Source organism: Pseudoflavonifractor sp. 524-17 (assembly GCF_009935845.1).
GTDB lineage: Bacteria > Bacillota > Clostridia > Oscillospirales > Oscillospiraceae > Pseudoflavonifractor_A.
The window spans coordinates 1-23558 of the sequence record NZ_QWEK01000053.1; the positions used below are offsets into that span (position 1 = coordinate 1).

Sequence of the window (23558 nt, forward strand, 5' to 3'; positions counted from 1 at the left end):
CCGCCCCGTTTTCCGCTGCCCTTAAAAACATTGATTTTACTGGGTTTTCTCATGTTTTCTTATGGCAACGCCCTTAACTGCGCCGGTCCTTACGGGGGTTTGGGGGCGTCAGCCACCAACAAGCGAGCGCCGGTATATACCGGCGCATTGCTTGTTGTTGCCGCTACCACTACGATCAATTTTACACTAACTTTACAATACTTGCCTTTTGATTTTTACATGACAGCAGTATTCTTCTCTCGTACCCAAAAGTCGAAAGGAGATATTTGAACATGAAAAGACTTGCAACTTTTATACTGACCACTGCACTGGCCCTGTCAATTATAGCCGGATGCGCTCAGAAAACGTCCGGCACCGTCACCACGGACGGATCTACCTCTATGGAAAAGGTAATCGGCGCGTTAGGCGAGGCATTCGAGGCGCAGAACAAAAATGTGACTTTTACCTACAACCCCACTGGCTCCGGCTCCGGTATCCAGGCGGTTTTGGAGGGGCGCTGCGACATCGGCCTCAGCAGCCGCGACCTGAAAGCGGATGAATCCGCCCAGGGCCTGACCGGGACTGTGCTGGCCTATGACGGCATCGCGGTGATCGTCAACCCCGACAATCCCGTTTCTGATCTCGATGTAGATACCATCGCCAAAATATATACCGGCGAGATCACCAACTGGAAAGATGCGGGCGGACACGATGCTGAGATCGTCCTGATTGGCCGGGAAGCGGGCAGCGGCACCAGGGACGGCTTTGAATCCATCACCGGCACATCGGACAACTGCCAATACCGCCAGGAGCTGACCTCTACCGGCGATGTGATCACCACCGTGTCCCAAAACCCGGACGCCATCGGCTACGCCTCCCTGGCCTCCGTCAAGGACACGGTGCGGGCCGTCACGGTAGGCGGAGTAGCGCCCACAGAGGATGCGGTGAGGGACGGCAGCTATGTCATCCAGCGGCCCTTTGTCCTGGTCACAAAGACGGACACCCCCCTTTCCGCACCGGCGCAGAAGTTTTTCGACTTCGTTACCTCTCCTGATGCCGTGGAACTGATTTCCAATGCGGGCGCTGTGGCGGAAGGGTGAATATGGGTCGTAAAAGACAACTGGCGGAAAATGCCGTCCACGGGATATTTCTGATGCTGGGGCTGGTCACAGTGGGCTGTGTCCTGCTGATTACGGTCTATCTGGTGGCTTCCGGCATTCCTGCCATCCGGCAGATCGGGCTTGTGCCCTTTCTGCTGGGTAACACCTGGGAATCCACCGCCGCACAGCCCTCATACGGCATCCTTCCATTCATTCTCACAAGCATTTACGGCACAGCCGGAGCCATTCTGTTCGGCGTTCCCGTGGGGTTTTTCGCGGCGGTTTATCTGGCGAAAATGGCCCCTGCAAATGTGAAAGCCGTTGCGGAATCCGCCGTCAGCCTCCTGGCCGGTATCCCCTCGGTGGTCTATGGCCTGGTGGGGATGCTGGTGCTTGTACCGGGTATCCGGGCGCTGTTCCATGTGCCGGACGGTGCCAGCCTGCTGGCGGCAATCATCGTCCTGTCAATCATGATCCTGCCCTCCATCATCAAAGTATCCATTACCGCGCTGGAGGCAGTACCGAAGGAGTACGAGGACGCATCTCTGGCCCTCGGCGCGACCCCGATAGAAACCTATTTTCGGGTATCTGTCCCTGCGGCGCGAAGCGGCATCGCGGCGGCGGTAGTGCTGGGGGTAGGCCGGGCCATTGGGGAGGCTATGGCGGTAATGATGGTGTCCGGCAACGCAGCGAATATGCCCTCACTGTTTGAAAGCGTCCGATTTCTTACCACAGCTGTATCCAGCGAAATGTCCTATTCCAGCGGCCTCCAGAGGCAGGCGCTGTTTTCCATCGCCCTGGTACTGTTCCTGTTTATCATGTTGATTAATGCCGCGCTGAATTTCTTCCTCAAAGGACAAAAGGAGGGCTGATTATGCTGGACAGACCGATCTCCCCATCCCGGAGGGCCTATATCGGCGCAATGGGGCTGCTGTGCGCCCTGTCGGTGCTGCTGGTATGCACTCTGGCGCTGTCCCTCATAGGCTATGTGCTGGCGGCGGGGCTCCCCAACCTGACCTGGGAGCTGCTGACCACCAAACCCAGCTACTTGTCGGACACCATCGGCATCCTGCCGGACATCCTGAACACCATCTACATCATCCTCGCCGCCCTGATGATTGTCCTGCCTGTAGGGGCGGGAGCGGCAGTCTATCTGACCGAGTACGCCAGTAACCGCCGTTTGGTGTCTGCCATCGAATACGCAGCGGAAACCCTCTCCGGCATCCCGTCCATTATCTATGGCCTTGTGGGTATGCTGGTATTCACCAACGTATTGGGAACATCTTTGCTGGCCGGTGCGCTGACTCTGGTGATTATGAACCTGCCCACCGTCATGCGGACCACCCAGGAGAGTTTAAGAACGGTGCCGCAGAGCTACCGCGAGGGTGCCTTTGGCCTGGGAGCCGGGAAGTGGCGGGTCATCCGCACCGTGGTGCTGCCTGGGTGCGCGGACGGAATCATCACCGGCTGTATTCTGTCGGTGGGGCGCATTTTGGGCGAATCGGCGGCGCTGCTGTTTACGGCGGGCTTCGCCCATGGGCTGAACGGCTTTTTTACCGGGCTAACCAGTCCGGGGGCCACCCTCACCGTGGCCCTGTATGTCTACGCAAAGGAGCAAGGGGAGTTTGGTGTGGCCTTTGCCATTGCCGCGATTTTGATGCTTCTGACGCTGGCGGTCAACCTGACCGCTGCCCTGGTAGGCCGCTGCTTCCAGAAAAGGAGGGCGCTATGAGTAACGCAATCACTGCAAAAAATCTTTGCCTGTGGTACGGCAGCACCCAGGCATTGAAACATATCAATATCCAAATTCCAGAGAACAGCATCACCGCTCTGATCGGCCCTTCCGGCTGCGGAAAGTCCACGTTTCTGAAAACACTGAACCGCATGAACGACCTGGTTTCCGGCGTCAGGATTACCGGGGAGGTGCGGTATCAGGATACGGATATTTTTGCTCCCGGCCTGGATGTGAATGCTCTGCGTAAGGAGATCGGAATGGTGTTCCAAAAGCCCAATCCCTTCCCTATGAGCATCTATGACAATATCGCCTACGGCCCGCGAACCCACGGTGTAAAAAACAAAGCCGCGCTAGATTGCGTGGTGGAGTATGCTCTGCGGAGTGCGGCCATCTGGGATGAAGTGAAAGACCGGCTGAAAAAGAACGCCCTGGGACTGTCCGGGGGCCAGCAGCAGCGGCTTTGCATCGCCCGCGCCCTGGCCGTGGAGCCGAAGGTGCTGCTGATGGACGAACCCACCAGCGCCCTGGATCCTATTTCCACCTCTAAAATTGAGGAGCTTGCAATGCAGCTGAAAGAGCGGTACACTATTGTTATCGTGACCCACAATATGCAGCAGGCGGTACGTATTTCAGACCGCACGGCGTTCTTCCTCTTGGGAGAGCTGATCGAGTATGACGAAACGGAAAAGCTGTTCTCTCAGCCGGAGGATCAGCGGACCGAGGACTATATCACAGGGAGGTTTGGGTGATGCGGAGCAGATTTGACAGCCAGCTCGCCCTTCTGAATACGGAGCTGATCCAGATGGGCGCGCTGTGCGAGGAGGCCATCTCCAAAGCGGCGAAGGCGTTGGAGAATGGTGACAGCACGTTGGCGGAACAGGTCAAGCCATTGGAGGGCGGGATCGACCAGATGGAGCGGGATATTGAAACGCTGTGTCTGAAACTGCTGCTCCAGCAGCAGCCGGTGGCCCGCGACCTGCGGCAGATCTCCGCCGCCATGAAGATCATCACAGATATGGAGCGCATCGGAGATCAGGCGGCAGATATCGCGGAAATCATCCTGGCGATGCTGGCCCAGGGATATGTGCCGGAAGACGTGGGCCATATCCGGGAAATGGCGGCGGAGGTCATCAGGATGGTTACGGAAAGCGTAGATTCCTACGTCCAGAAGGATACGGTCCGGGCCAAGCTGGTGATTGCCCACGACGACATTGTGGATCAATGCTTTGACCAGGTAAAACAGGTGCTGATTGAAGACATCGCGGCAAACCCCGCCTGCGGCGAACACGCTCTTGATCTGCTGATGATCGACAAATATCTGGAGCGCATCGGAGATCACGCGGTCAACATTGCGGAATGGGTGATCTTTGCCGTGACTGGGGAACACAAAGGAGAGACACTATGATCTGGTGTGTAGAGGACGATGCCAGCATCCGGGATATTGAGCTTTACACCCTGCGCTCCACCGGCTTTGAGGCCAGGGGCTTTGAGGACGGCGGAGCGTTCCTGGCGGCGCTGGAAACAGAGCGGCCGGAGCTTGTCATTCTGGATGTCATGCTGCCGGGTATGGACGGCGCGGAGCTGCTGCGGCAGATGAAAGCGGCGACGCATCTGGCTGATATTCCGGTCATCATGGCTACCGCCAAGGGCGCGGAGTACGACAAAATCCAAAGCCTGGATTTGGGCGCGGACGATTACCTGGTGAAGCCCTTCGGCATGATGGAAATGGTGTCCAGGGTAAAAGCCGTCCTGCGCCGCTGCCGTCCCGCGCCCGGGGCAAAGCAGCTGACCGCCGGAGGGCTGACGGTTGATCTGGAAGAACGGACAGTTACCGCAGACGGAGCGCGTATCCCGCTTACCTACAAAGAATTTGAACTGCTCCGGCTGTTCCTTTCCCGCCCCGGTGTTGCGTTCACCAGAGAACAGCTTTTGTCCGATATTTGGGGCGTGGATTATGCTGGGGAAACGCGGACGGTGGATATGCACATCAAAACGCTCCGGCAGAAGCTGGGGGACTATGGCGGGATGATTGAAACGGTGCGGCATATCGGCTACCGGTTGGAGGCAAAGGCATGACAAAGAAAATCTTCCGTTCTATCCTGCTGGCGGCGGTTTCCGTTCTCCTGGCAAGCCTGGTGATCATCATGGGCTGTCTGTATGACTATTACAGAAACGTCCAGGAGAAACAACTGCGGGATGAACTCCGTCTGGCCTCCTATGGAGTAGAGGCGGACGGCTTGGATTACCTGGAGCAGTTGACTTCCCCCTATCGATTCCCATCCACAGCAGATTTTCGTCTGACCTGGATCGCCGCTGACGGCGAAGTGTTGTTTGATACCCACGTCCCGGCGGCGGAGATGGAAAACCACGCGGGCCGGGTGGAGGTAAAAGAGGCCCTGGCCGAAGGTGAAAGCGGCGGGGTCCGCTACTCGGAGACACTAACCGAGCGGACGCTATACTGTGCACAGCGGCTGGCTGATGGAACCGTCCTGCGCATTTCCATCAGCCAGCTGACGGTGTTTGCCCTGGCAATGGGGATGCTTCAGCCGATTTTGCTGACTGCGATCCTGGCGGTCATTCTCTCCGCGCTGCTGGCCCGCCGGATGGCAAAGCGCATTGTTGCACCGCTGAACCGTCTGGATTTGGATAAGCCTTTGGAAAACGACGCCTACGAGGAATTATCCCCCCTCCTGGGGCGTATCCACCAGCAGCACCGGCAGAGCGAGGCGCAACTCCGGGAGTTGAGAAGAAAAACCGAAGAATTTGAACAGATCACAGAAAACATGAGCGAGGGGCTTGTCCTTTTGGACAGAAAGGGTGTGATTTTAAGCATCAACCCCGCTGCGAGGACGATCTTCCATGCAAGCAGCGCCTGCGTTGGGCAGGACTTCCTTGTGGTAGACCGTGACCATGAGATCAACCTCGCCATTCAGACCGCGCTGGAAGGGGGACACAGCGAAGTCCGCGCGATGCGAAACGACCGGGAGATTCAGTTTGACTTTAGCCGGATCACGGCGGACGGTGCTGCGGCAGGAACGGTGTTGCTGGCCTTTGACGTGACAGAACAGGCCGCCGCTGAACGCAGCCGCCGGGAGTTTACCGCCAACGTGTCCCACGAGTTGAAAACCCCCCTGCAATCCATCATGGGCAGCGCCGAGCTGTTGGAGAACGGCCTTGTCAAGCAAGAGGATCTTCCGCAGTTCGTGGGCGTGATCCGCACAGAGGCGGCGCGGCTGGTAACGCTGGTGGAGGACATCATCCACCTGTCGCAGCTGGACGAGGGAATCGCACCGGCAAAGGAAGAGGTAAACCTTCTGGAGCTTGCGGACAGCGCGGCCTCCGCTCTACGGGAGCAGGCGGAGAAACGACATATTTCCCTATCCGTGACTGGCGAAAGCGCCAAGATAAGCGGAGTGCGGGGCTTCTTGTATGAAATGCTCTATAATCTGATTGATAATGCCATCAAATACAATATAGACGGCGGAAAGGTAGAGATTGCTGTTTCAGCAGGCGATACCGCCATAACTGTTTCCGTAAAAGATACTGGGATTGGAATTCCACCGGAGTATCAGGCCAGGGTGTTTGAGCGGTTTTTCCGGGTGGACAAAAGCCGCTCCAAGGCCTCCGGCGGCACCGGTTTGGGGCTGTCGATTGTCAAGCATATTGCGCAGTATCATCACGCGGAAATCAGACTGCAAAGCGGAATTGGAAGAAGCGGAACCAATATTGAAGTCTTATTTGGCTTGAGGAAAATGAGAGATTCTTGAAACTTGCCCTTGACAAAAGCTCTCTGAGGACAACATCAGCGGGAAACTTTCAGACGAACGGTTTTCCAAGCTGTCCAAGTCCTACGAGGACGAACAGCGCACGTTATCCGAAAAGGCCAAGGCCCTCCATGCTGAACTGGACAAGGGACAGGCCCAGGCCGTGAACGTGACCCAGTTTATCGCCCTGGTGAAGAAGTACAGCGAGATTGACACGCTTACCCCGGCTATTGTTAATGAGTTTATTGAGCGTATCAACGTACACGCCCCGGACAAGTCCAGCGGCCACCGCTCCCAGCAGGTTGACATTGTTTATAACTTTATTGGTATGCTCCCCACCCCAAAGTCCAAGAAAAAAGCGGCGTAGCCTTTCGACTACGCCACTCCTTCAAGATAAAAATACTTTCTTATGAGGCTCCGCTAATCGGCGGTCCCTTTTTGCGTATTAGGATATAAAATTCGACAAAATTCGACTTTTTAGGCGGAAAAAGAAATGCGTCTGAGGAGGCGTGCGAGGACGCAGGCTGCTTCAGCCCGGGTCACGGCATCCTTTGGGCCGCCGGTCATCTGGGGCGGGAGGAGATCCCATTGCGTGGCCCAAGCCATGGCCTGGACCGCCCATTCTGAGACCTCTGGGTCAGGCATGGGTACCCCGGCTGCGCTCACGTCAAATCCGTTTTGGGCGGCATAGCGGTACAAAATAGTGACCAGCTGCTCCTGAGTCAGCGCCCCCTCTGGGTCAAAGCCGGAACCCGTGCCTGCCACCAGGCCCAGCTCCGCCGCCCAGGACACCGCCGGACTGTACCACGCCGCCGCGCTCACATCGGGGAAGGAAACCATGCCCCCGGCGGGGGTATCCTCCAGCCGGTAGAGCACCGCCGCCAGCATGGCACGGTCCATCCCGTGCTCAGGCAGAAACTGCCCTGCCTGAGTGCCAAAAAAGATCGCCCGGCTGCTCATCAGGGCAATGTCTCCCACCGCCCAGTGATCCGCTGCATCAGAAAAGGGAACCGGCCGCTTGTCCAACCGGATAGCGCCGCTTCCCTCTAACTCAACCGCTATGGATCCTGCCTGGGCCACAGACTTTTTTACGATATACTCATTTCCGTCCGGTCCCAGCCGGACCGCTGTCGTATCCTCCCCCTCCGCTGGGAGCACCATGGTTATCCCGCTGTCTATCTCCACCCCCTGGCCGTCTGCCAGAAACCGGACAAAAACCGTATCGCCCCGGCGCTCCACCGTCAAGGTCAGCACCCCGCCCCGGGCCGCCCATTGCTCCATGACCTCCCCGGACAGGATCAGACGTACAGTGGGATGGGCGATCGCCACCTCCACCCGCTGCGTCCCGCTGAGCGCCCGGGCAAATGAGGCCGGCAGGCTGAGTGTGACAAAATCCGTTTCCGGCCCGGTAGCCACCGCCACGGTGAGCGGATCCGCCTCCAAAGCCAACAGGGCCTGGGCCGTCGCCGCATCCAGCACCGCGGCGGCGGTTTCCCCGTTCTGCTTCCCATGCAGAATTGCCTGGTTTCCTTCCGTCTCAGCGGCGGGCGCTGCCGGCTCCGGCGTGGCCGGCGGTCCGCTCCAACCCCCATGGCCGCCGCCGGGAGACTCCGGCTCCGGCGGGGAACTAGGCACGGGTTCTGGCGAGGGGCTGGGCATAGGCTCCGGCGAGGGGCTGGGCATAGGTTCCGGCGAGGGGCTGGGCATAGGCTCCGGCGAGGGGCTGGGCATAGGCTCCGGCGAGGGGCTGGGCATAGGTTCCGGCGAGGGGCTGGGCATAGGTTCCGGTGAGGGGCTGGGCATAGGCTCCGGCGAGGGGCTGGGCATAGGCTCCGGCGAGGGGCTGGGCATAGGCTCCGGCGAGGGGCTGGGCGCGGGTTCCGGCGAAGAACTAGGCCCGGGCTCCGGTGAGGAGCTGGGCTCTGGCTCCTGTTCCTCCACGGTCACCTCCATGGAGGCCATGCTGCCCCAGGGATTCATCAGTGACTCACCAGAGCGGAAGAACCCAAACAGATAGTAGCATCCCGTCTCCCCCTGATAGCACTCTGTCTGCCATGTCACCGGAAGTTCCGCCGGGGTACCGTCCTCCAGCTGTACGGAGACTGTGTCTGGTACAGGCAGATCGGCCGCCTGGGTGCCCCAGGGGACCGTACACGCCTCCGGCTGAGATACCTGCGCGATGACGGGAAGTCTCTCCTCTTCCGTCACAATTACGGAGAGCACAGGTTCCAGGCCACGGCTGTTGGTGACGCTTCCGTCTTCGGGGAGAACCAGAGAGAAGACCCCCGTCATTTCGTATTCCTCCATCAAAAGCGCCTCATACAGCATCGCCTCCTCGTACTCCACCGCCACCCGGGTCAGGCTGCCGTCCTCCAGGACCACCCAGATCCGCTCTTTGAACCGTTCCTCCAGATCCTCAATGTCCAGATAGATGACCTCCTCTTCGGTCAGGCACACCGTCGGGTTCGGAAGTGCGAGGATATCCATGCTCCCCGGTCCTCCCGCCGCCCGGGCCCCCGGCGGTATCCCGCACAGCAGACCCATCAACAGCACACAACACACCTGCCGTCTCATTGAAAATCCGTCCTTTCTCTGTCTAATTTTGGCGGTGGCTTGACCGCCTTGCCTTACATTATATCATGTTGTATGAAAAACAGCATCGTATTTTTGGACAGATTGTTTAAAATCGCTGACATTCCCTCTGCAGGGAAAAAAGAGGGCGCCCGCAGGCGCCCTTTATGGCCTGCCGAAAACGTGTTTTCGACAGGCTGAGCTTATACTACACAAAGCATTCCAGGATGTTTGCCTTGCCGCCGCAGGGCGGCAGAAGACCCAGCCAGACGGTGTCCAGCGGTTATGAGTACAGGTTCTTAGTTAGAGGCGGTATCGGGATCAGCGTCATCGCCCCAGAGCATGTTTTTGCGCAGCTCCTCGCCCACAACCTCCATCTGGTGCTTGGCCAGCAGGGCCCGCTTGGAGTTGAAGAAGGTACGGCCGTTCTTGTTCTCGGCGATCCACTTGCCGGCAAAGGTGCCGTCCTGGATGTCAGAGAGGACGGCGCGCATCCGGGCTTTGGTCTCCTCGTGGGGGATGACCCGGGGGCCGGAGACATACTCACCGTACTCGGCGGTGTCGGAGATGGAGTAGTTCATCATACCTACGCCGCCCTTGTTGATGAGGTCGATGATGAGCTTCATCTCGTGAATGCACTCAAAGTAAGCGTTCTCCGGCTCGTAGCCCGCCTCCACCAGCACCTCGAAGCCGCAGCGCATCAGATCCACCACGCCGCCGCACAGCACGGTCTGCTCGCCGAAGAGGTCGGTCTCGGTTTCGTCGTGGAAGGTGGTCTCCATCACGCCGGCCCGGGCGCCGCCGATGCCGGCGATGTAGGCCAGGGCGATTTTCAGGGCGTTGCCGGTGGCGTTCTGCTCCACCGCCACCAGACAGGGCACGCCCTTCCCCGCCACGTACTGGGAGCGGACCGTGTGGCCGGGGCCCTTGGGGGCGGCCATGAACACGTCTACTCCGGCGGGGGGCACAATCTGGCCGTACCGGATGTTGAAGCCGTGGGCAAAGGCCAGGGCCTTGCCCTCGGTCATGTAGGGGGCGATGTCCTTCTTGTACAGGTCGGCCTGGGCCTCGTCGTTGATGAGGATCATCACGATATCGCCCCACTTGGCGGCCTCGGCCACGGTCTTCACCGGAAGGCCGGCCTTCTCCGCCTCGGCCCAGCGCTTGCTGCCCTCCCGCAGGCCCACGCACACGTCGCAGCCGGAGTCCTTCAGGTTCAGGGCGTGGGCGTGGCCCTGGGAGCCGTAGCCGATAACGGCGATCTTTTTGCCGTCCAGGCAGCTCAGTTCACAGTCCTTCTGATAGTACATCTTTGCCATGGTAATACACTCCTTTTATTGATTCAGCGGCAGATTGTGTTTCGTTATTTTTATCATAATCCAGACAGGAGGGCAAGAATATAAACTGTGATACAATTCTATCCCTTGACCTCCTCCACCTGAATGCCCAGGGTTTCCTCGTACTGGGCCAGGACCTGGACCGCGTCTTGGGTAAAATTCTCGTTTAAGACCAACATGCCTGACGCGGACACCGCCCCATCCGCCCCGCCGGTGAAGGCGACCGCCACCGGCACGGCGTTCTCGTAGGTGTACAGGTAGATGGTGTTTTCCGTCAGCTCCTTGCTGACAAAGAGCTTTTGGGCGGTACAGACGCTGGCGGCGGCAATGGCCGCCTGTCCGGCCTGGGCGTTGATCTGGGTGATAAAGGCGGACTGGAGCTTGGCCTGTACAATCTGCCCCAGGGCGGGGGAAAGCTGCTTTAGATCCAGCCCCTCTTCCTCTCCTAAGAGCGTCAGGACGGCGGAGGCTGGTATGGTGATGCGGTAGACCGCCTTGGTCTTGGTGAAGTCCCCCTGTCCCGCGTCCGCCGCCAGCGCGGCCACCTCCGGTATGGCGCCATACATGGCGAGGTAGTCCTCGCTGCGGGCCATCTCGGCAATGACGTCCGCCACCTCCAGGCCGTGCCGGTAGAGGGACTTGCCACCGGTCCGGTCCCCGCCGCAGGCAGTCAGGGAGAGAATCAGGGCCAGAGCCGTCAGGGCGCGGGCCGCCCGTGTGCTTCGTCTCATCATGACTTCCTCCTTGTTCTTCTTGCTGGTTTTAGGGAAATGAATGATAGCGGAACTCAAGCAAGCACCCGTTCCAGCTCGATCTCATCCTCGTCCACCCGGCCGGTGGCAGCAAAGCGCAGCGCCTGGTATAAATGGCAGGCGGCGGAATTTTCCGGGCGGACCGTCAGCCGGACGGTGTTGGAGTCCCCAAAGGGCTTGGTGCGGATATAGGCAAGCGCCGCTTCCATGGCCGCTCTCCCATAGCCCCTGCCCTGGTGCTGGACGTCGATCATCAAATGCCAGATGAAGTAAGCCTCCTCGTCGTAGTCATAGATGACCATAAGATACCCAATCACCTGACTGGCATGACAGACCGCAAAAGGCGTACACTGCCTGTAGTAAACATAGGCCTGGGCCAGGCTGCGGATAGGGTGGGATACAAACTTCTCCTGCCCGGCATCTAATTTCAGGGAAAAGCAGTCGATAAAGTTGGATTCATCTACTTTTTGCAAGGTAATGCGCTCCATGCGTTCTCCTTCCTATTTGGAGGGCTAACGGATGAAAACCCTCCCTTTGGTTGACAGGAACCTGTTTTCATACAGCTTCATATCTGCTCTCCCCCTTTCTTTGGAAGAAAATATCGATTTAAAAACACAGGGACCCCTGTGGAATCTGCCGGGGCCTATGCTCTGTGCGCTGGGGAAACGGGCTTTTTACAGGAAATTTTTGCCCAGGTTGAACTCCGCCTTCTCCTTGTTCTCGTCGCTGATGGTGTAGGCGCCCCGCTCCAAGGCCACCATGCCGGTGCGCACCAGCTCCAGGATGCCGAAAGCCTCCAGCAGGCGCTGGATAGCCTCCGCCTTGTCCTCGTCGCCGATGAGAGCCAGGGTGAGGGACTTCAGAGACACGTCGATGATGGACGCACGGAAGATATTGGCGATCTGGATGACCTCGTTGCGGATCTCCGGGGTCTCCGCCTTCACCTTGTACATCACCAGCTCCCGGCGGATGGACCGCTCCGGCAGCAGCTCCTGGACGGAGTAGACGCAGAAGAGCTTGCGCAGCTGGTTCATCACGTGCCGGATGGTCTTGGCGTCCCCCATCACCTCAATGGTGATACGGGAGACGGCGGGGTCGTCGGTGGTGCCCACGGCCAGGGACTCGATGTTATACCCCTTCCGGGAGAACAGCCGGGAGACCTGGGAGAGCACGCCGGCAGAGTTCTCCACCAGCACCGACAGGGTGTGGCGGGTAATTGTGGGGGCGGTATTCTCTTTCATGGCAGTTCCCTCCTTTAATCCAACAGGAAATCGGTGGCGGCGGCGCCGCCGGGGACCATGGGGTGGACCATGGCGTCCTTGTCAATGGCGCAGTCGATGACGCAGGCTTTTCCGCTGTCCAGGGCAGCGCGCAGGGCGGCCTCGAACTCCGCCTGGTTCCGGGTCCGGGCCCCCTGGATGCCGTAGGCCTCCGCCAGCTTCACGAAGTCCGGCCCCCGGTCCAGGTCGGTCTGGGAATACCGCTCGCCGTAGATCAGGTGCTGCCACTGGCGCACCATACCCAAGGTACCGTTGTTGAAGATAACAATAATTACGGGGATCTGATAGTGCTCTACCGTGGCCAGCTCGTGGCAGTTCATGCGGAAGCAGCCGTCTCCGGTACACAGCACCACGGTCTGGTCCGGATTGCCCATCTTGGCCCCCATGGCGGCCCCCAGGCCGAAGCCCATGGTGCCGAAGCCGCCGGAGGTGATAAGCTGGCCGGGACGGGAGAAGTGGTAGTACTGGGCGGACCACATCTGGTGCTGGCCCACGTCGGTGGTGATGATGGCCTGGGCGCCGGTGAGATCGGAGATGGTCTCCAAAATCTCGTGGGGGTGGAGGATATCGTCCTTTTTCAGGGGGACCTCCTTCTGAGAGAAGACAAACTCCTTCCACTCGGGGTAGTCGTGGGCGGGGAGCTTTTGGTTAATCAGCTCCAGCACCCCCCGGGCATCGCCAATGATATGGTGGTCGGTCTGCACGTTCTTGTCGATCTCCGCCCGGTCGATGTCGATGTGGACAATCTTGGCCTGGCTGGCGAAGGTAGCGGGGTCAGTGGCCACCCGGTCGGAGAAACGGCAGCCGATGGCGATGAGCAGGTCGCACTGGCTGGAGGCCACGTTGGAGGCATGGGAGCCATGCATTCCAATCATTCCGGTGAACAGCGGATGGCTGCCGGGACAAGCGCCGCCCCCCATGATGGTAGACGCCACCGGGGCATTCAGCCGCTCGCAGAATTTACGGAACTCCGGCACCGCTCCCTTGGAGCGGATGACGCCGCCGCCTACCAGCACCAGGGGCCGCTTGGCCTCCTCGATCATGTCCAGCAGCTTGTCGATGTCGTCCCGGTCCGGCTCTGGGGCCCGCAGGTCATAGTTGGACCGGCGGAGCATGGCCGCCAGCCGGCCGTGGGCGGGGTGCTGGTCCAGGGGGAGGTACTGGTAGTCCGCCTCGGCGGCGGTGACATTCTTCACGATGTCAATGAGCACCGGACCGGGCCGGCCGGTGCGGGCAATGGCAAAGGCCTCCCGCACGATGTCCGCCAGCTCATTGGGGTCCTTGACCAGATAGTTGCACTTGGTGATGGGCATGGAGATGCCGGTGATGTCCACCTCCTGGAAGGTGTCCTTTCCGATGAGGGACTCGGCCACGTTCACCGTAATGAACACCACCGGAGAGGAGTCGTAATGGGCGGTGGCGATGCCGGTGGTCAGGTTGGTGGCCCCGGGGCCGGACGTGGCGAAGCACACCCCCACCTTTCCCGTGGCCCGGGCATACCCGTCAGCGGCGTGGGCGGCGCCCTGCTCATGGGCAGTCAGGATATGGCGGATCTTGCTCTTATACCCGTGGAGCTCCATCTCGTCGTAGATGTTGAGGATGGTTCCGCCTGGATAACCGAATACGGTGTCCACCCCCTGCTCCAGCAGACACTCCATCAGGATTTGGGAACACTTCATTCTCATCGGTGTGGGCCTCCTTTATCAAACTTCTTACCAAACAAAAAGACTTCGTCCTGCTCATAGGACGAAGCCGCTTCTCCGTGGTACCACCTAACTTCGCGGGACGTCAGGGCCCCGCGCGCTCTCACCCCGCTAACGGAGGGGGGACCCGGCCCGGCTTACCCACGGAACGCTCCGTTTCAGCCGGACGGCTCTTGGGCGACCTTCAGCCGCCGGCCCTCACGGGAGCTTACACCAGCCGCTCCCTCTCTGCGCATCGGACCGCGCTTACTGACCCAGTCATTGCCTTTGACTCATTTACATACATTCCTATACACAAAGAGACGGCGCAGCCCGCGGACATCTGTCTTTTTGTGAAAGTTAGTGATTATAATACTCCTCTTTTGCGGGTTTGTCAACTGGAGTTTTTTACAACTAAAATGCGTTAGCGTGTGAAAGTTTCATGGAAAATAAATGTTATACTCATCAGTTTACATTTATAGAAACCTATCTGGATAAAATCCCAGAGATATAGAGAGTTTTTGGCAAAAAACCGTCCTGAAATGGACAGTTGCACGAAAACGGTCACTTTTTTTTGTAGAATTACTGGACATTTTCATGTGGCTGCGCTATGATAATATCTGTTTGAACCCGCAGACGCGGGGAGAAAAGAGAAAGCGGGCGCCAGCCGCAGCGCCCGCTCGAAACCGGCCCACGGCGGGCCTGATTTGTGAGGTGGACCTATGAAATTATCCTTTTATGGCGGCGTGCATCCCAAGGAGCACAAAGAGCTGACCTGCGCCAAGGCGGTGGAATCCCTGCGCAAGGCGCCAGCCCAGGTGACCTTGTCCATGTCGATGCACGTAGGCGCGCCCTGCGCGCCGGTGGTACAGGTGGGTGACCAGGTGACAGTGGGGCAGAAAATCGCCGCCCCCACCGGGCTGGGCGCGCCCATTCACGCCAGTGTGTCCGGCAAAGTGGTTGCCATTGAGCCCCGCCCCTCCTGCGGCGGCGGCAAGATGATGGCGGTAGTTATTGAGAACGATTTTCAGGACACATTTGCCTCTGAGCTGACCCCCCACCCAGACTATGACGCCCTCGCCCCCGAGGAGATCATTGATATCATCAAGGAGGCCGGTATCACCGGCATGGGGGGCGCCGGCTTCCCCACCCACGTGAAGATCAGCTCCGGCATCGGCAAGGTGGATACCCTCATCGTCAACGCCGCCGAGTGCGAGCCCTACCTCACCTCTGACCACCGGCTCATGCTGGAGGAAGGGGAGTGGATTATCAAAGGCGTGAAGATTTTAATGAAGACCTTCGGCCTGGACAAAGCGTACATCGGCATTGAGGACAACAAGCCGGACGCCATTGAGAAAATGCGCGCCCTGGCGGAGGGGGGCGTTGAGGTGGTCGCCTGCCGCACCCGGTACCCCCAGGGGGCGGAAAAGCAGCTCATCCAGCGCATTACCGGCCGGGAGGTGCCCCCCGGCGGTCTGCCCGCCCACGTGGGCTGCGCCGTGTTCAACGCCAGCACCGCCGCCGCCGTCTATGACGCCGTGGCAGAGGGCAAGCCCCTGACCCGGCGGATTGTCACCCTCACCGGCGGCGCCCTCAACGAGCCCAAAAACGTGCTGGTCCCCTTCGGCACCCCTATCGCCCATCTGATTGAGGAGGCCGGCGGCTTCCGGGAAACCCCGGACCGGGTGCTGGTGGGCGGTCCCATGATGGGCATCGCCGTGTATGATCTCTCCGCCTGTACCATCAAGGGCAACAACGGCATTCTGTGCATGACCCGGGCCGAGGCCGCCGAGCATGTGGACGCCGCCGCCTGTATCCGCTGCGGCCGGTGCGTCAACGTGTGCCCCATGCACCTCACCCCAGTATATATGCACCTGTACACCGAAAAGCGTATGTGGGACGAGGCGGAGGCCATGAACCTGATGGACTGCATCGAGTGCGGCTCGTGCAACTACATCTGCCCCGCCCGGGTCCCCCTGGTCCAGTCCTTCCGCATGGCCAAGTTTGAGATCCGCACCCTGGCCATGAAGCGCAAGGCGGAGGCGGAGAAGGAGGCTAAGAAAGCATGATCGATACAAAGAATTTGAAGTTGTCCGTGGCTTCTTCGCCCCATGTGTCCTCCCCCGCCGGCACCCGCAATCTGATGCTGGACGTGCTGGTGGCCCTGGTCCCCGCCCTGATCATGGCGGCGTACTTTTTCGGCCCCCGGGCCCTGCTGCTGACGGCGGTGTCCGTGGCGGGGTGCGAGTTCTTCGAGTGGGCCTACCGCAAGGCCCTGAAAAAGCCCGGCGCCGCCGGGGACCTGTCCGCCGCTGTCACCGGCGTGCTGCTGGCCTTCGTCTGCCCGGTGACGCTGCCCTACTGGACCATTTTGGTGGGGGACTTCTTCGCCATTGTCATTGTCAAGCAGCTCTTCGGCGGGCTGGGACAGAACTTTATGAACCCCGCCCTGGGGGGCCGGGCCTTTTTGATGATGTCCTACCCCGTAGCCATGACCACCTGGGTCCTCCCCGGCACCCCCAACTGGGCGGGCATTGTCTCCGCCGCCGACGCCGTCACCGGCGCCACCCCTCTGTCCAATGACTTCATGCACTCCGGCGTGATGCCTGACGGCGTGTCCCTGATGGATATGTTCGTGGGCAACGTGGGGGGCTGCGTGGGGGAGATCTCCGCCCTCATGCTGCTGCTGGGGGGCATCTATCTCATCTGGCGGGGCACCATCCGCGTGCGCATTCCCGCCGCCTTTCTGGGCACTGTGGCGGCTCTCACCTTCCTCTTCCCCAAAAACGGCGTCGGCAATGTGGAGTGGATGGCGGCGCAGCTGTGCTCCGGCGGACTGATGCTGGGCGCTTTCTTCATGGCCACCGACTATGTGACCAGCCCGGTGACCAAGAAGGGAGAGCTGTACTTCGGCGTGGGCTGCGGCCTGCTTACTGTGCTGATCCGCTACTTCGGCGGCTACCCCGAGGGGGTCAGCTACGCGATTTTGATTATGAATGTGTGCGTCTGGCTTCTGGACAAGGCGGGCAAACCCGGCCGCTTCGGCGTCACCGCCGAGGCGAAAAAGGCCGCCAGAGAGGCCAGGAAGCGCGCCAAAAAGGAGGCGGCGTAAATGAGCGACACGGTTGCGGCCAAGAAGGTACCGGAGATCGGCCGGCTAACCCTTATTTTGGGGGGCATCTGCCTGATCTGCGCCCTGCTGCTGGGCCTGGTGAATCTGATCACGGCGGAGCCCATCAAGGAGGCCAAGCTGCGCAAGAGCCAGCAGGCCATGGAGGCCGTCCTCCCCGCCAGCAGCTATGACCCGGTGGCCTACACCGGCGGCGATCCCCTGGTGGCCGCGGTCTATCTGGCCGGGGACCAGGGCTATGTGGTAGAGGTAAAGCCCTCCGGCTTCGGCGGAGAGCTGGATCTGATGGTGGGCATCGGCAACGACGGCGCCGTCACCGGCATCTCGGTGATCTCCCACGCGGAAACCTCCGGCCTGGGGGCCAAGTCCAAAACCGACGCCGCCTGGGGCCGGCAGTATGCCGGCAAGAGCGGCACTGACGTGCTGGTCACCAAGGACGGAGGGCAGATCAACGCCATCACCGGCGCCACCATCACCTCCCGGGCGGTATCCAGCGGCGTGACCGCCGCCCTCAACGCCATTCGGACGCTGGGTTAAGGAGGGACGTACCATGAATATCAAACAGCAATTCAAAGAGGGCTTAATCACCCAAAACCCCGTTACGGTGCAGCTGCTGGGCATGTGCTCCACCATGGCCATCACCACCATGCTGTTCAACGGCCTGGGCATGGGGGTGTCGGTGCTGATTATCCTCACCCTGTCCAATATCTTCATCTCCGCCCTGCGGAAGATTATCCCCAATAAAATCCGCATCGCCTGCTACATTGTGGTGATCGCCACCTTCGTCACCATGGTGGACCTGCTGCTTCAGGCCTTTGTGCCCGCCCTGGCGGACAGCCTGGGGGTGTTCATCCCCCTGATCGTGGTCAACTGCATCATCCTGGGCCGGGCGGAGGCCTTCGCCTCCAAGAACGATATCGCCGCCTCGGCGGTGGACGGCATCGCCCAGGGGGTGGGCTACACCATCATTCTGGTCGTCATGTGCGTGGTGCGGGAATTTTTGGGCAGCGGCACCGTCATGGGCGGCCTGCTGGAGCTTCAGGACGGCGCGCTGCGCTTCGGCCTGGGCACCGCGGCGGGGATCCGGGTGCTGCCCGAGGGCATCCCCGCCCTGGGCATGGCCCTGCCGGTGGGCGGCTTTCTGATGCTGGCGGCGGTGATCGCCTTCATGCAGTGGGCCCTGGCCAAGGGTGAGAAAAAGAAGAACAAGGAGGTGGCCAAGTAATGGGCGATCTGATTACCAAGCTGCTGTCCATCTCTCTGGGGGCCATTCTGGTCAACAACTTTATCCTGGCCCAATTTTTGGGCATCTGTCCCTTTATGGGCGTGTCCAAGAAGATGGACACCGCCCTGGGCATGGGTATGGCGGTTATCTTCGTTATGGGCCTGGCCTCCGCGGTGTGCTATCCCATCAATAAATTTCTGCTGGTCAATCCCGCCCTCTACGGCGACGGCCCCAATCTGGGCTTTATGCAGACCATTGTGTACATTCTGGTTATCGCGTCGCTGGTGCAGTTCGTGGAGATGTTTTTGCAGAAGGCCATGCCCGCGCTGTACTCCTCCCTGGGCATCTATCTGCCCCTGATCACCACCAACTGCGCGGTACTGGGCGTAGTGCTGCTGAACACCCAGAACAACTATAGCTTTATTGAGAGCGTGGTGTACGGCGTCACCGGCGGCATCGGCTTCCTGCTGGCCATTGTGCTCTTCGCCAGCGTGCGGGAGCGGCTGGAGTTCTCCGAGTGCCCCAAGGCCTTTGAGGGCTTCCCCATCGCCCTGGTCACCGCCGGTCTTATCGCCCTGGCCTTCATGGGCTTCACCGGTATGCGGATTTGGTAAGGGGGGCGGAATTATGACATTAGCTATGATTTTAGGCGTGGCCGCAGTGGTCCTGCTGGTTCTGGGGGTCATCTTCGGCCTGATCCTGGGCTTCGCGGCTAAGGCCTTCGCCGTGGAGAAGGACCCCCGGGAGGAGGCCATTGCCGGCTGTCTGCCTGGGGCCAACTGCGGCGGCTGCGGCTATCCCGGCTGCTCCGGCTACGCCGCCGCTGTGGCGGCGGGAAAGGCCGCCACCAACTGCTGCGCCGCCGGCGGCGACGCCGTGGCCGCCCAGATTGCCGAAATTATGGGTGTCAAGGCCCAGACGTCGGTCAAAATGGTGGCCCAGGTCCAGTGTACCGGCGGCTGCCGGGGACATGAGCAGTATGAGTACGTTGGCATCCGGGACTGCTCCGCCGCCGCCCGCCTGCCGGGCGGGGGCGCCGCCGGCTGCTCCTTCGGCTGCCTGGGCTTCGGCACCTGCGAGGCAGTCTGTCCCTTCGACGCCATTCACGTTATCGACGGGGTGGCCAAGGTGGACGAGGACAAGTGCAAGGCCTGCAAAAAGTGCGTGGACGCCTGTCCCCGGCACATCATCCTCCTGGCCCCCTACAAGACCAAGAAACATGTGGCCATCACCTGCTCCTCCAAGGACAAGGGGCCCGACGTGCGCAAGGTGTGCGACAACGGCTGTATCGGCTGCTCCCTGTGCGCCAAGGCCTGCCCCAAGGAGGCCATCACCGTGGACAAGAATTTGGCCGTCATCGACTACGACAAGTGCGTGGGCTGCGGCCTGTGCGCCCAGAAGTGTCCCCGCAAGCTGATTACTGTGGACGGCGTGGTGCCGGAAGTCAAGCCCGCCGCCAAGGCGGAGGGCTGACCCCCCTGTTTTACCCCATCCAAAACGGTGCGGATCCTGACGGGTCCGCACCGTTTGTCTGTCTCCGCGGAAGCAGGCGGCGGACCGCCCGCGCCTTTATAAAAAACGATCCCCGGCCCAAATCAGGCCGGGGATCGTTCGCCGGGGCGCCGCCCCAGGTCAGCCGCCTCAGCGGCTCTGGAGCTGGAAGGAAGCGCACTCGGTGGAGGCGCAGCACTTGGGGTTGCTGTCCCCGCAGCAGCCCACCTTAATCTCATTGAGGGTGCAGTGGTTGGTGGCGCAGTGGTGGGCGCAGTTGGTGACGGAACACTTGATGTTGTGGTTGGGGTTGGTGTTGCTGTTCATAACGCATTTCCTCCTTTGCGGTGATGGTTGTAGTATGTCCCCGCCGGAGCGTTTTATGACAGCGGCTGAATGGAAAATCAAATTCCCCCGCCCGCCGGGGGGAGCTGCCGGGAGAGGCGGCGGTACTCCTGCGCGGAGGCCAGATTTTCCGCCTGCTCCTCCTGGGTCAGGGGACGTTTTCCCTTCGCCGGGGATCCCATCGCCAGACTGCCGGGGGGAATCACGGTATTCTGCGTCACCAGGGCCCCCGCCGCCACCAGACTGCCTGCGCCGATGCGGCAGCCGTTGAGCAGAATGGCCCCCATGCCGATGACGCAGCCGTCCTCTATCGTACAGCCGTGGATCACCGCCCCGTGGCCCACAGTGACGTTTTCGCCTATTTCAATGGGATGGCCTGGGTCTACATGGAGGACGCAGTTATCCTGAAGGTTGGTGCCACGGCCAACGCGGATAGAACTCTCGTCTCCCCGCAGCACCGCGCCGTACCAGACGCTGACCCCCTCGGCCAGAGTGATGTCCCCCGCCAGAACGGCGTTCTCCGCCGCCCGTACCTGAGGGTGCAGAGACGGGGCGCGGCCCGCTATGGATTTGACTAACATTTCGGTATGCCTCCGTTTTCTCAAACATAGTGTTATGATAGGCCCCCGGCGGAGGAATGTCAACTGGACCAGTTTCCGCCGGCAGGGGCCAATTCCATTTGGAGGTGCCTTTTATGGACTTAAAACGCAACCAGATCACCGTGGGCGAGCTGCTGGACGACCCCCGTTCCCGGGCGGTGGTGCAGAAAAAGCTGCCCTCGGTGCTCAAGCATCCCCTGGTAGGGGCCTCCCGGACGGTCACGCTGGAGCAGATGCTCTCCTTCGCCACCGCCTATCTGCCCCAAAAGAAGGTGGATGACCTGATGGACAGCCTGCGAAACTGCTAGAAGAATCCGGTTTAACCCTGCCGCTTCTCCCCCAGGGGCCGCCGGGCCAGAGCCTGGTACCACCGCAGGCAGCCGGTCGTGCCGGTCCGGCGGAGGAGATAGACGGTAACACCGGCATCGCCCAGAAGCAGCATCGCCCCGGGGAGCGCTGCCCTGGCCGGAATGGCCTCCGCCAGGGCGGCCACCCGGGGGTGGACCCCGTGGACCAGCACAGTGCCCAACAGCCCCCAGAACAGGGAGAAGAGCAGACATACCCGGCCGTTGATATGCAGGGGAAGATGGCGGTAGTCCCAGAAGGACACCTTGGTGAACCACTCATAAAACAGGCTCATCAGGTATTCCGCCGCCGTGGCGGCCAGGGCGGCGCACACCAGCAGCAGCCAGGGCCGCTGCATCACCCCCGCAGGGAGGGCCAGAATGGCCAGCGCACCCAGGCCGTATACCGGACATAGGGGGAGCAGGTAAAAACACTTCCGGTCCCGTTTGGGGTTATGGGTCACCCAGGCGAAGATAACCTCCAGACAGAAGCCCAAAAAGCTGTAGATGATAAAATACCAAAACCAGTCCATGCCTGCCTCCTGCCGCGTGTTTGAACGTATTTTTGTCTAGCATGACCGGCGGCGGGGAAAACATGTGGAAAATTTTCTGGTAAAATGGCAGTGAAAAAATAGATCTCCCTTCTTGTTGTGTCTTGGAAAATATGATAAGATGATATGAAAAAAATACGACAAGGAATGGAGAAGATGGGGATGCGGCATCTGATCGATTTTGGGGACCTGTCAAGGGCGGAGTGGGAAGCGCTGTACAAGAGTACCAGCGCAATAATTGACCACCCCGCCGATTTTATGGATGTCTGCCGGGGACGGGTGGCTTCCACGCTGTTTTTCGAGCCGTCCACGCGGACAAATTTTTCCTTTCAGACCGCCATGCTCCGGGTGGGCGGCACAGTGTTCGGCTTCGCTGATCCCAAGTCCTCGTCGGTGGCCAAGGGGGAGTGCCTGAAGGACACCATTAAAATGGTGTCCGGCTACGCCGATGTAGTCATCATGCGCAACCCCAAGGAAGGCGCGGCCAAGGCGGCCTCTCTGTACTCCGATGTGCCTGTGATCAACGCCGGGGACGGGGGCCATATGCACCCCACCCAGACCACCACCGATTTGACCACCATCACCCGGATGCTGGGCGGGGTAGACGGCATTTCCGTCGGCCTGTGCGGGGATCTGAAAAACGGCCGCACCGTCCATTCCCTCATCAAAGCCCTGGCCAAGTTTGACCGGGTAAAATTTTATCTCATCTCCCCCCGGGAGCTGGCCGTCCCCGAGTACATTCGGGCCTTTATGAAAGAGCACCAGCTGTGGAGCGTGGAGGTCACCGGCCTGGAAAACGTGATTCCCCAGCTGGACGTGCTCTACATGACCCGCATCCAGCGGGAGCGGTTTGTGGATCCCCTGGAGTACGAGCGGAACAAGGGCATCTATGTGCTGACCAAGCGCAAGCTGGAGCGGGCCCGGAAAAATATGCTGGTCATGCATCCCCTGCCCCGGGTGGACGAGATCGCCCTGGATGTGGACGACGATCCCCGGGCGGCCTACTTCGAGCAGGCCCGGTACGGCATGTTCTCCCGCATGGCGCTGCTGGCCGACCTGGCCAACCAGCCCCGGCAGCGGCCGGAGCCGGTGGAGATCGGTACTGCCCCAGTGTGCGCCAACCCCAGGTGCATCACCCAGACCGACCCCTATCTGCCCCCTTTGGTCAAGCAGAACGGCGGAATCGACTGCTGTGCCTATTGCGACGCCCAGCTGCATTAAAACGCGCGAAACGGCCCGCCGGAAGGCGGGCCGTTAGCCTGTCGGAAAAGACTGAATATTCTTTATCAATACAGCCCTACTTCACTCTGGGCAGGGGGTGCTTGACCGCGTTCCCGCAATCCTCTGCCCACTCAAGCAGGGCGTTTACCCCGTCCCGGACCTCTGCGCTGGACTCCTTGAGCTCAGTTAGGTCATCGTGAAGGGAGGCTGCTTTTTCCTCAAAGGAAATTACCTTACCCTCTATGGCATCCATTTTTCCTTCCCTGGAAGTTACCGTACCTTCCAGGGCGCCCATCTTCCCCTCCAGAGAGTCTACCTTCCCCTCCAGGGAATCTACCTTGCTATCCAGGGTGGCCAAGTACAGGATGCTGATCATTTTGAAGTGCGCCCAAAAAGTTAGACAAAAATAAGGCGGTAAAATTGTTCAAGCAGCCGAAAGGGCTTGTTGTCTG

General features: G+C 60.2%; 27 protein-coding genes and 1 other annotated feature. Of the genes, 17 read left to right on the forward strand and 10 right to left on the reverse strand.

Annotated elements, in window-relative coordinates; translation table 11 throughout:
• From D1159_RS19345 to D1159_RS15565, 9 genes are all read left to right on the forward strand, one after another.
• Positions 1-270: hypothetical protein (locus D1159_RS19345; protein ID WP_207709191.1), on the forward strand; the 270-nt coding region annotated here is incomplete at its 5' end.
• 2 nt (positions 271-272) lie between these two features.
• Positions 273-1079, forward strand: a complete 807-nt coding sequence (locus D1159_RS15530) for a phosphate ABC transporter substrate-binding protein (protein WP_161846558.1) — start codon at positions 273-275, stop codon at positions 1077-1079.
• Positions 1080-1081: 2 nt separating this feature from the next.
• On the forward strand, positions 1082-1951 hold the full coding sequence (gene pstC, locus D1159_RS15535; RefSeq protein ID WP_161846559.1) for a phosphate ABC transporter permease subunit PstC: 870 nt from the start codon (positions 1082-1084) through the stop codon (positions 1949-1951).
• 2 nt (positions 1952-1953) lie between these two features.
• A complete protein-coding gene (gene pstA, locus D1159_RS15540) occupies positions 1954-2811 on the forward strand; it encodes a phosphate ABC transporter permease PstA (protein WP_161846560.1) in 858 nt (285 codons plus the stop codon).
• On the forward strand, positions 2808-3563 hold the full coding sequence (gene pstB / locus D1159_RS15545; protein WP_161846561.1) for a phosphate ABC transporter ATP-binding protein PstB: 756 nt from the start codon (positions 2808-2810) through the stop codon (positions 3561-3563). The genes pstA and pstB overlap by 4 nt, the downstream gene beginning before the upstream one ends.
• Positions 3563-4219, forward strand: a complete 657-nt coding sequence (phoU, locus tag D1159_RS15550) for a phosphate signaling complex protein PhoU (RefSeq protein ID WP_161846562.1) — start codon at positions 3563-3565, stop codon at positions 4217-4219. Before pstB ends, phoU begins: the two co-directional genes overlap by 1 nt.
• Positions 4216-4890 (forward strand): response regulator transcription factor, encoded by a 675-nt coding sequence (locus D1159_RS15555; RefSeq protein ID WP_161846563.1) that lies wholly within the window; start codon positions 4216-4218, stop codon positions 4888-4890. The genes phoU and D1159_RS15555 overlap by 4 nt, the downstream gene beginning before the upstream one ends.
• Positions 4887-6581 (forward strand): ATP-binding protein, encoded by a 1695-nt coding sequence (locus D1159_RS15560; RefSeq protein ID WP_161846564.1) that lies wholly within the window; start codon positions 4887-4889, stop codon positions 6579-6581. Before D1159_RS15555 ends, D1159_RS15560 begins: the two co-directional genes overlap by 4 nt.
• Before the next feature lie 136 nt (positions 6582-6717).
• The gene (locus tag D1159_RS15565) at positions 6718-6945 is read left to right on the forward strand and encodes a DUF4368 domain-containing protein (RefSeq protein ID WP_279280114.1); all 228 of its coding nucleotides are present in this window, start codon (positions 6718-6720) and stop codon (positions 6943-6945) included.
• Between the two features lie 110 nt (positions 6946-7055).
• Here the strand turns inward: D1159_RS15565 and D1159_RS15570 are convergent, their stop codons facing one another.
• The 6 genes from D1159_RS15570 to ilvB form a co-directional block, all read right to left on the reverse strand.
• Entirely contained in the window at positions 7056-9152 is a 2097-nt protein-coding gene (locus tag D1159_RS15570) for an S-layer homology domain-containing protein (RefSeq protein ID WP_161846566.1), read from the reverse strand.
• Between the two features lie 296 nt (positions 9153-9448).
• The gene (gene ilvC / locus D1159_RS15575; RefSeq protein ID WP_161846567.1) at positions 9449-10468 is read right to left on the reverse strand and encodes a ketol-acid reductoisomerase; all 1020 of its coding nucleotides are present in this window, start codon (positions 10466-10468) and stop codon (positions 9449-9451) included.
• Positions 10469-10566: 98 nt separating this feature from the next.
• On the reverse strand, positions 10567-11217 hold the full coding sequence (locus D1159_RS15580) for a hypothetical protein (RefSeq protein ID WP_161846568.1): 651 nt from the start codon (positions 11215-11217) through the stop codon (positions 10567-10569).
• Between the two features lie 56 nt (positions 11218-11273).
• Positions 11274-11726 carry a GNAT family N-acetyltransferase gene (locus D1159_RS15585; RefSeq protein ID WP_161846569.1) on the reverse strand — a complete coding sequence of 151 codons (453 nt, stop codon included), beginning with the start codon at positions 11724-11726 and terminating at the stop codon, positions 11274-11276.
• Positions 11727-11912: 186 nt separating this feature from the next.
• Positions 11913-12479 carry an acetolactate synthase small subunit gene (gene ilvN / locus D1159_RS15590; protein WP_161846570.1) on the reverse strand — a complete coding sequence of 189 codons (567 nt, stop codon included), beginning with the start codon at positions 12477-12479 and terminating at the stop codon, positions 11913-11915.
• Positions 12480-12493: 14 nt separating this feature from the next.
• Entirely contained in the window at positions 12494-14203 is a 1710-nt protein-coding gene (gene ilvB / locus D1159_RS15595; protein ID WP_161846571.1) for a biosynthetic-type acetolactate synthase large subunit, read from the reverse strand.
• A 54-nt stretch (positions 14204-14257) separates the two neighbouring features.
• Positions 14258-14492, reverse strand: a binding site (T-box leader).
• Between the two features lie 430 nt (positions 14493-14922).
• Between ilvB and rsxC the strand changes: the two genes are divergently transcribed.
• Genes rsxC through D1159_RS15625 form a run of 6 tightly spaced genes read left to right on the forward strand, consistent with a single transcriptional unit; the run spans position 14923 to position 20028 of the window.
• Positions 14923-16269, forward strand: a complete 1347-nt coding sequence (gene rsxC / locus D1159_RS15600) for an electron transport complex subunit RsxC (RefSeq protein WP_161846572.1) — start codon at positions 14923-14925, stop codon at positions 16267-16269.
• Complete coding sequence (locus D1159_RS15605; protein WP_161846573.1) at positions 16266-17312, forward strand: RnfABCDGE type electron transport complex subunit D; 1047 nt, start codon at positions 16266-16268, stop codon at positions 17310-17312. The genes rsxC and D1159_RS15605 overlap by 4 nt, the downstream gene beginning before the upstream one ends.
• Complete coding sequence (locus D1159_RS15610) at positions 17313-17867, forward strand: RnfABCDGE type electron transport complex subunit G (protein WP_161846574.1); 555 nt, start codon at positions 17313-17315, stop codon at positions 17865-17867.
• Positions 17868-17880: 13 nt separating this feature from the next.
• On the forward strand, positions 17881-18555 hold the full coding sequence (gene rsxE, locus D1159_RS15615; RefSeq protein ID WP_161846575.1) for an electron transport complex subunit RsxE: 675 nt from the start codon (positions 17881-17883) through the stop codon (positions 18553-18555).
• An 11-nt stretch (positions 18556-18566) separates the two neighbouring features.
• Positions 18567-19169: an electron transport complex protein RnfA gene (locus tag D1159_RS15620; protein WP_347563708.1), complete on the forward strand. Its 603-nt coding sequence runs from the start codon at positions 18567-18569 to the stop codon at positions 19167-19169.
• 13 nt (positions 19170-19182) lie between these two features.
• Positions 19183-20028 (forward strand): RnfABCDGE type electron transport complex subunit B, encoded by an 846-nt coding sequence (locus tag D1159_RS15625; RefSeq protein ID WP_161846577.1) that lies wholly within the window; start codon positions 19183-19185, stop codon positions 20026-20028.
• A 168-nt stretch (positions 20029-20196) separates the two neighbouring features.
• Here D1159_RS15625 and D1159_RS15630 read toward each other — a convergent pair whose 3' ends face one another.
• Entirely contained in the window at positions 20197-20373 is a 177-nt protein-coding gene (locus D1159_RS15630; RefSeq protein ID WP_161846578.1) for a DUF1540 domain-containing protein, read from the reverse strand.
• A gap of 77 nt (positions 20374-20450) precedes the next feature.
• Positions 20451-20972: a gamma carbonic anhydrase family protein gene (locus D1159_RS15635; protein ID WP_161846579.1), complete on the reverse strand. Its 522-nt coding sequence runs from the start codon at positions 20970-20972 to the stop codon at positions 20451-20453.
• Between the two features lie 113 nt (positions 20973-21085).
• On the opposite strand from D1159_RS15635, the gene D1159_RS15640 reads away from it, so the two are divergent.
• On the forward strand, positions 21086-21298 hold the full coding sequence (locus tag D1159_RS15640) for a hypothetical protein (RefSeq protein ID WP_161846580.1): 213 nt from the start codon (positions 21086-21088) through the stop codon (positions 21296-21298).
• Between the two features lie 11 nt (positions 21299-21309).
• Here D1159_RS15640 and D1159_RS15645 read toward each other — a convergent pair whose 3' ends face one another.
• Positions 21310-21867, reverse strand: coding sequence for a putative ABC transporter permease (locus D1159_RS15645; protein WP_161846581.1), 558 nt, complete (start codon positions 21865-21867; stop codon positions 21310-21312).
• Between the two features lie 180 nt (positions 21868-22047).
• Here D1159_RS15645 and pyrB point away from each other — a divergent pair, with 180 nt between their 5' ends.
• The gene (pyrB, locus tag D1159_RS15650) at positions 22048-23106 is read left to right on the forward strand and encodes an aspartate carbamoyltransferase (protein WP_161846582.1); all 1059 of its coding nucleotides are present in this window, start codon (positions 22048-22050) and stop codon (positions 23104-23106) included.
• Positions 23107-23182: 76 nt separating this feature from the next.
• Here pyrB and D1159_RS15655 read toward each other — a convergent pair whose 3' ends face one another.
• Positions 23183-23482: a hypothetical protein gene (locus D1159_RS15655; protein WP_161846583.1), complete on the reverse strand. Its 300-nt coding sequence runs from the start codon at positions 23480-23482 to the stop codon at positions 23183-23185.
• Positions 23483-23558 lie beyond the last annotated feature (76 nt).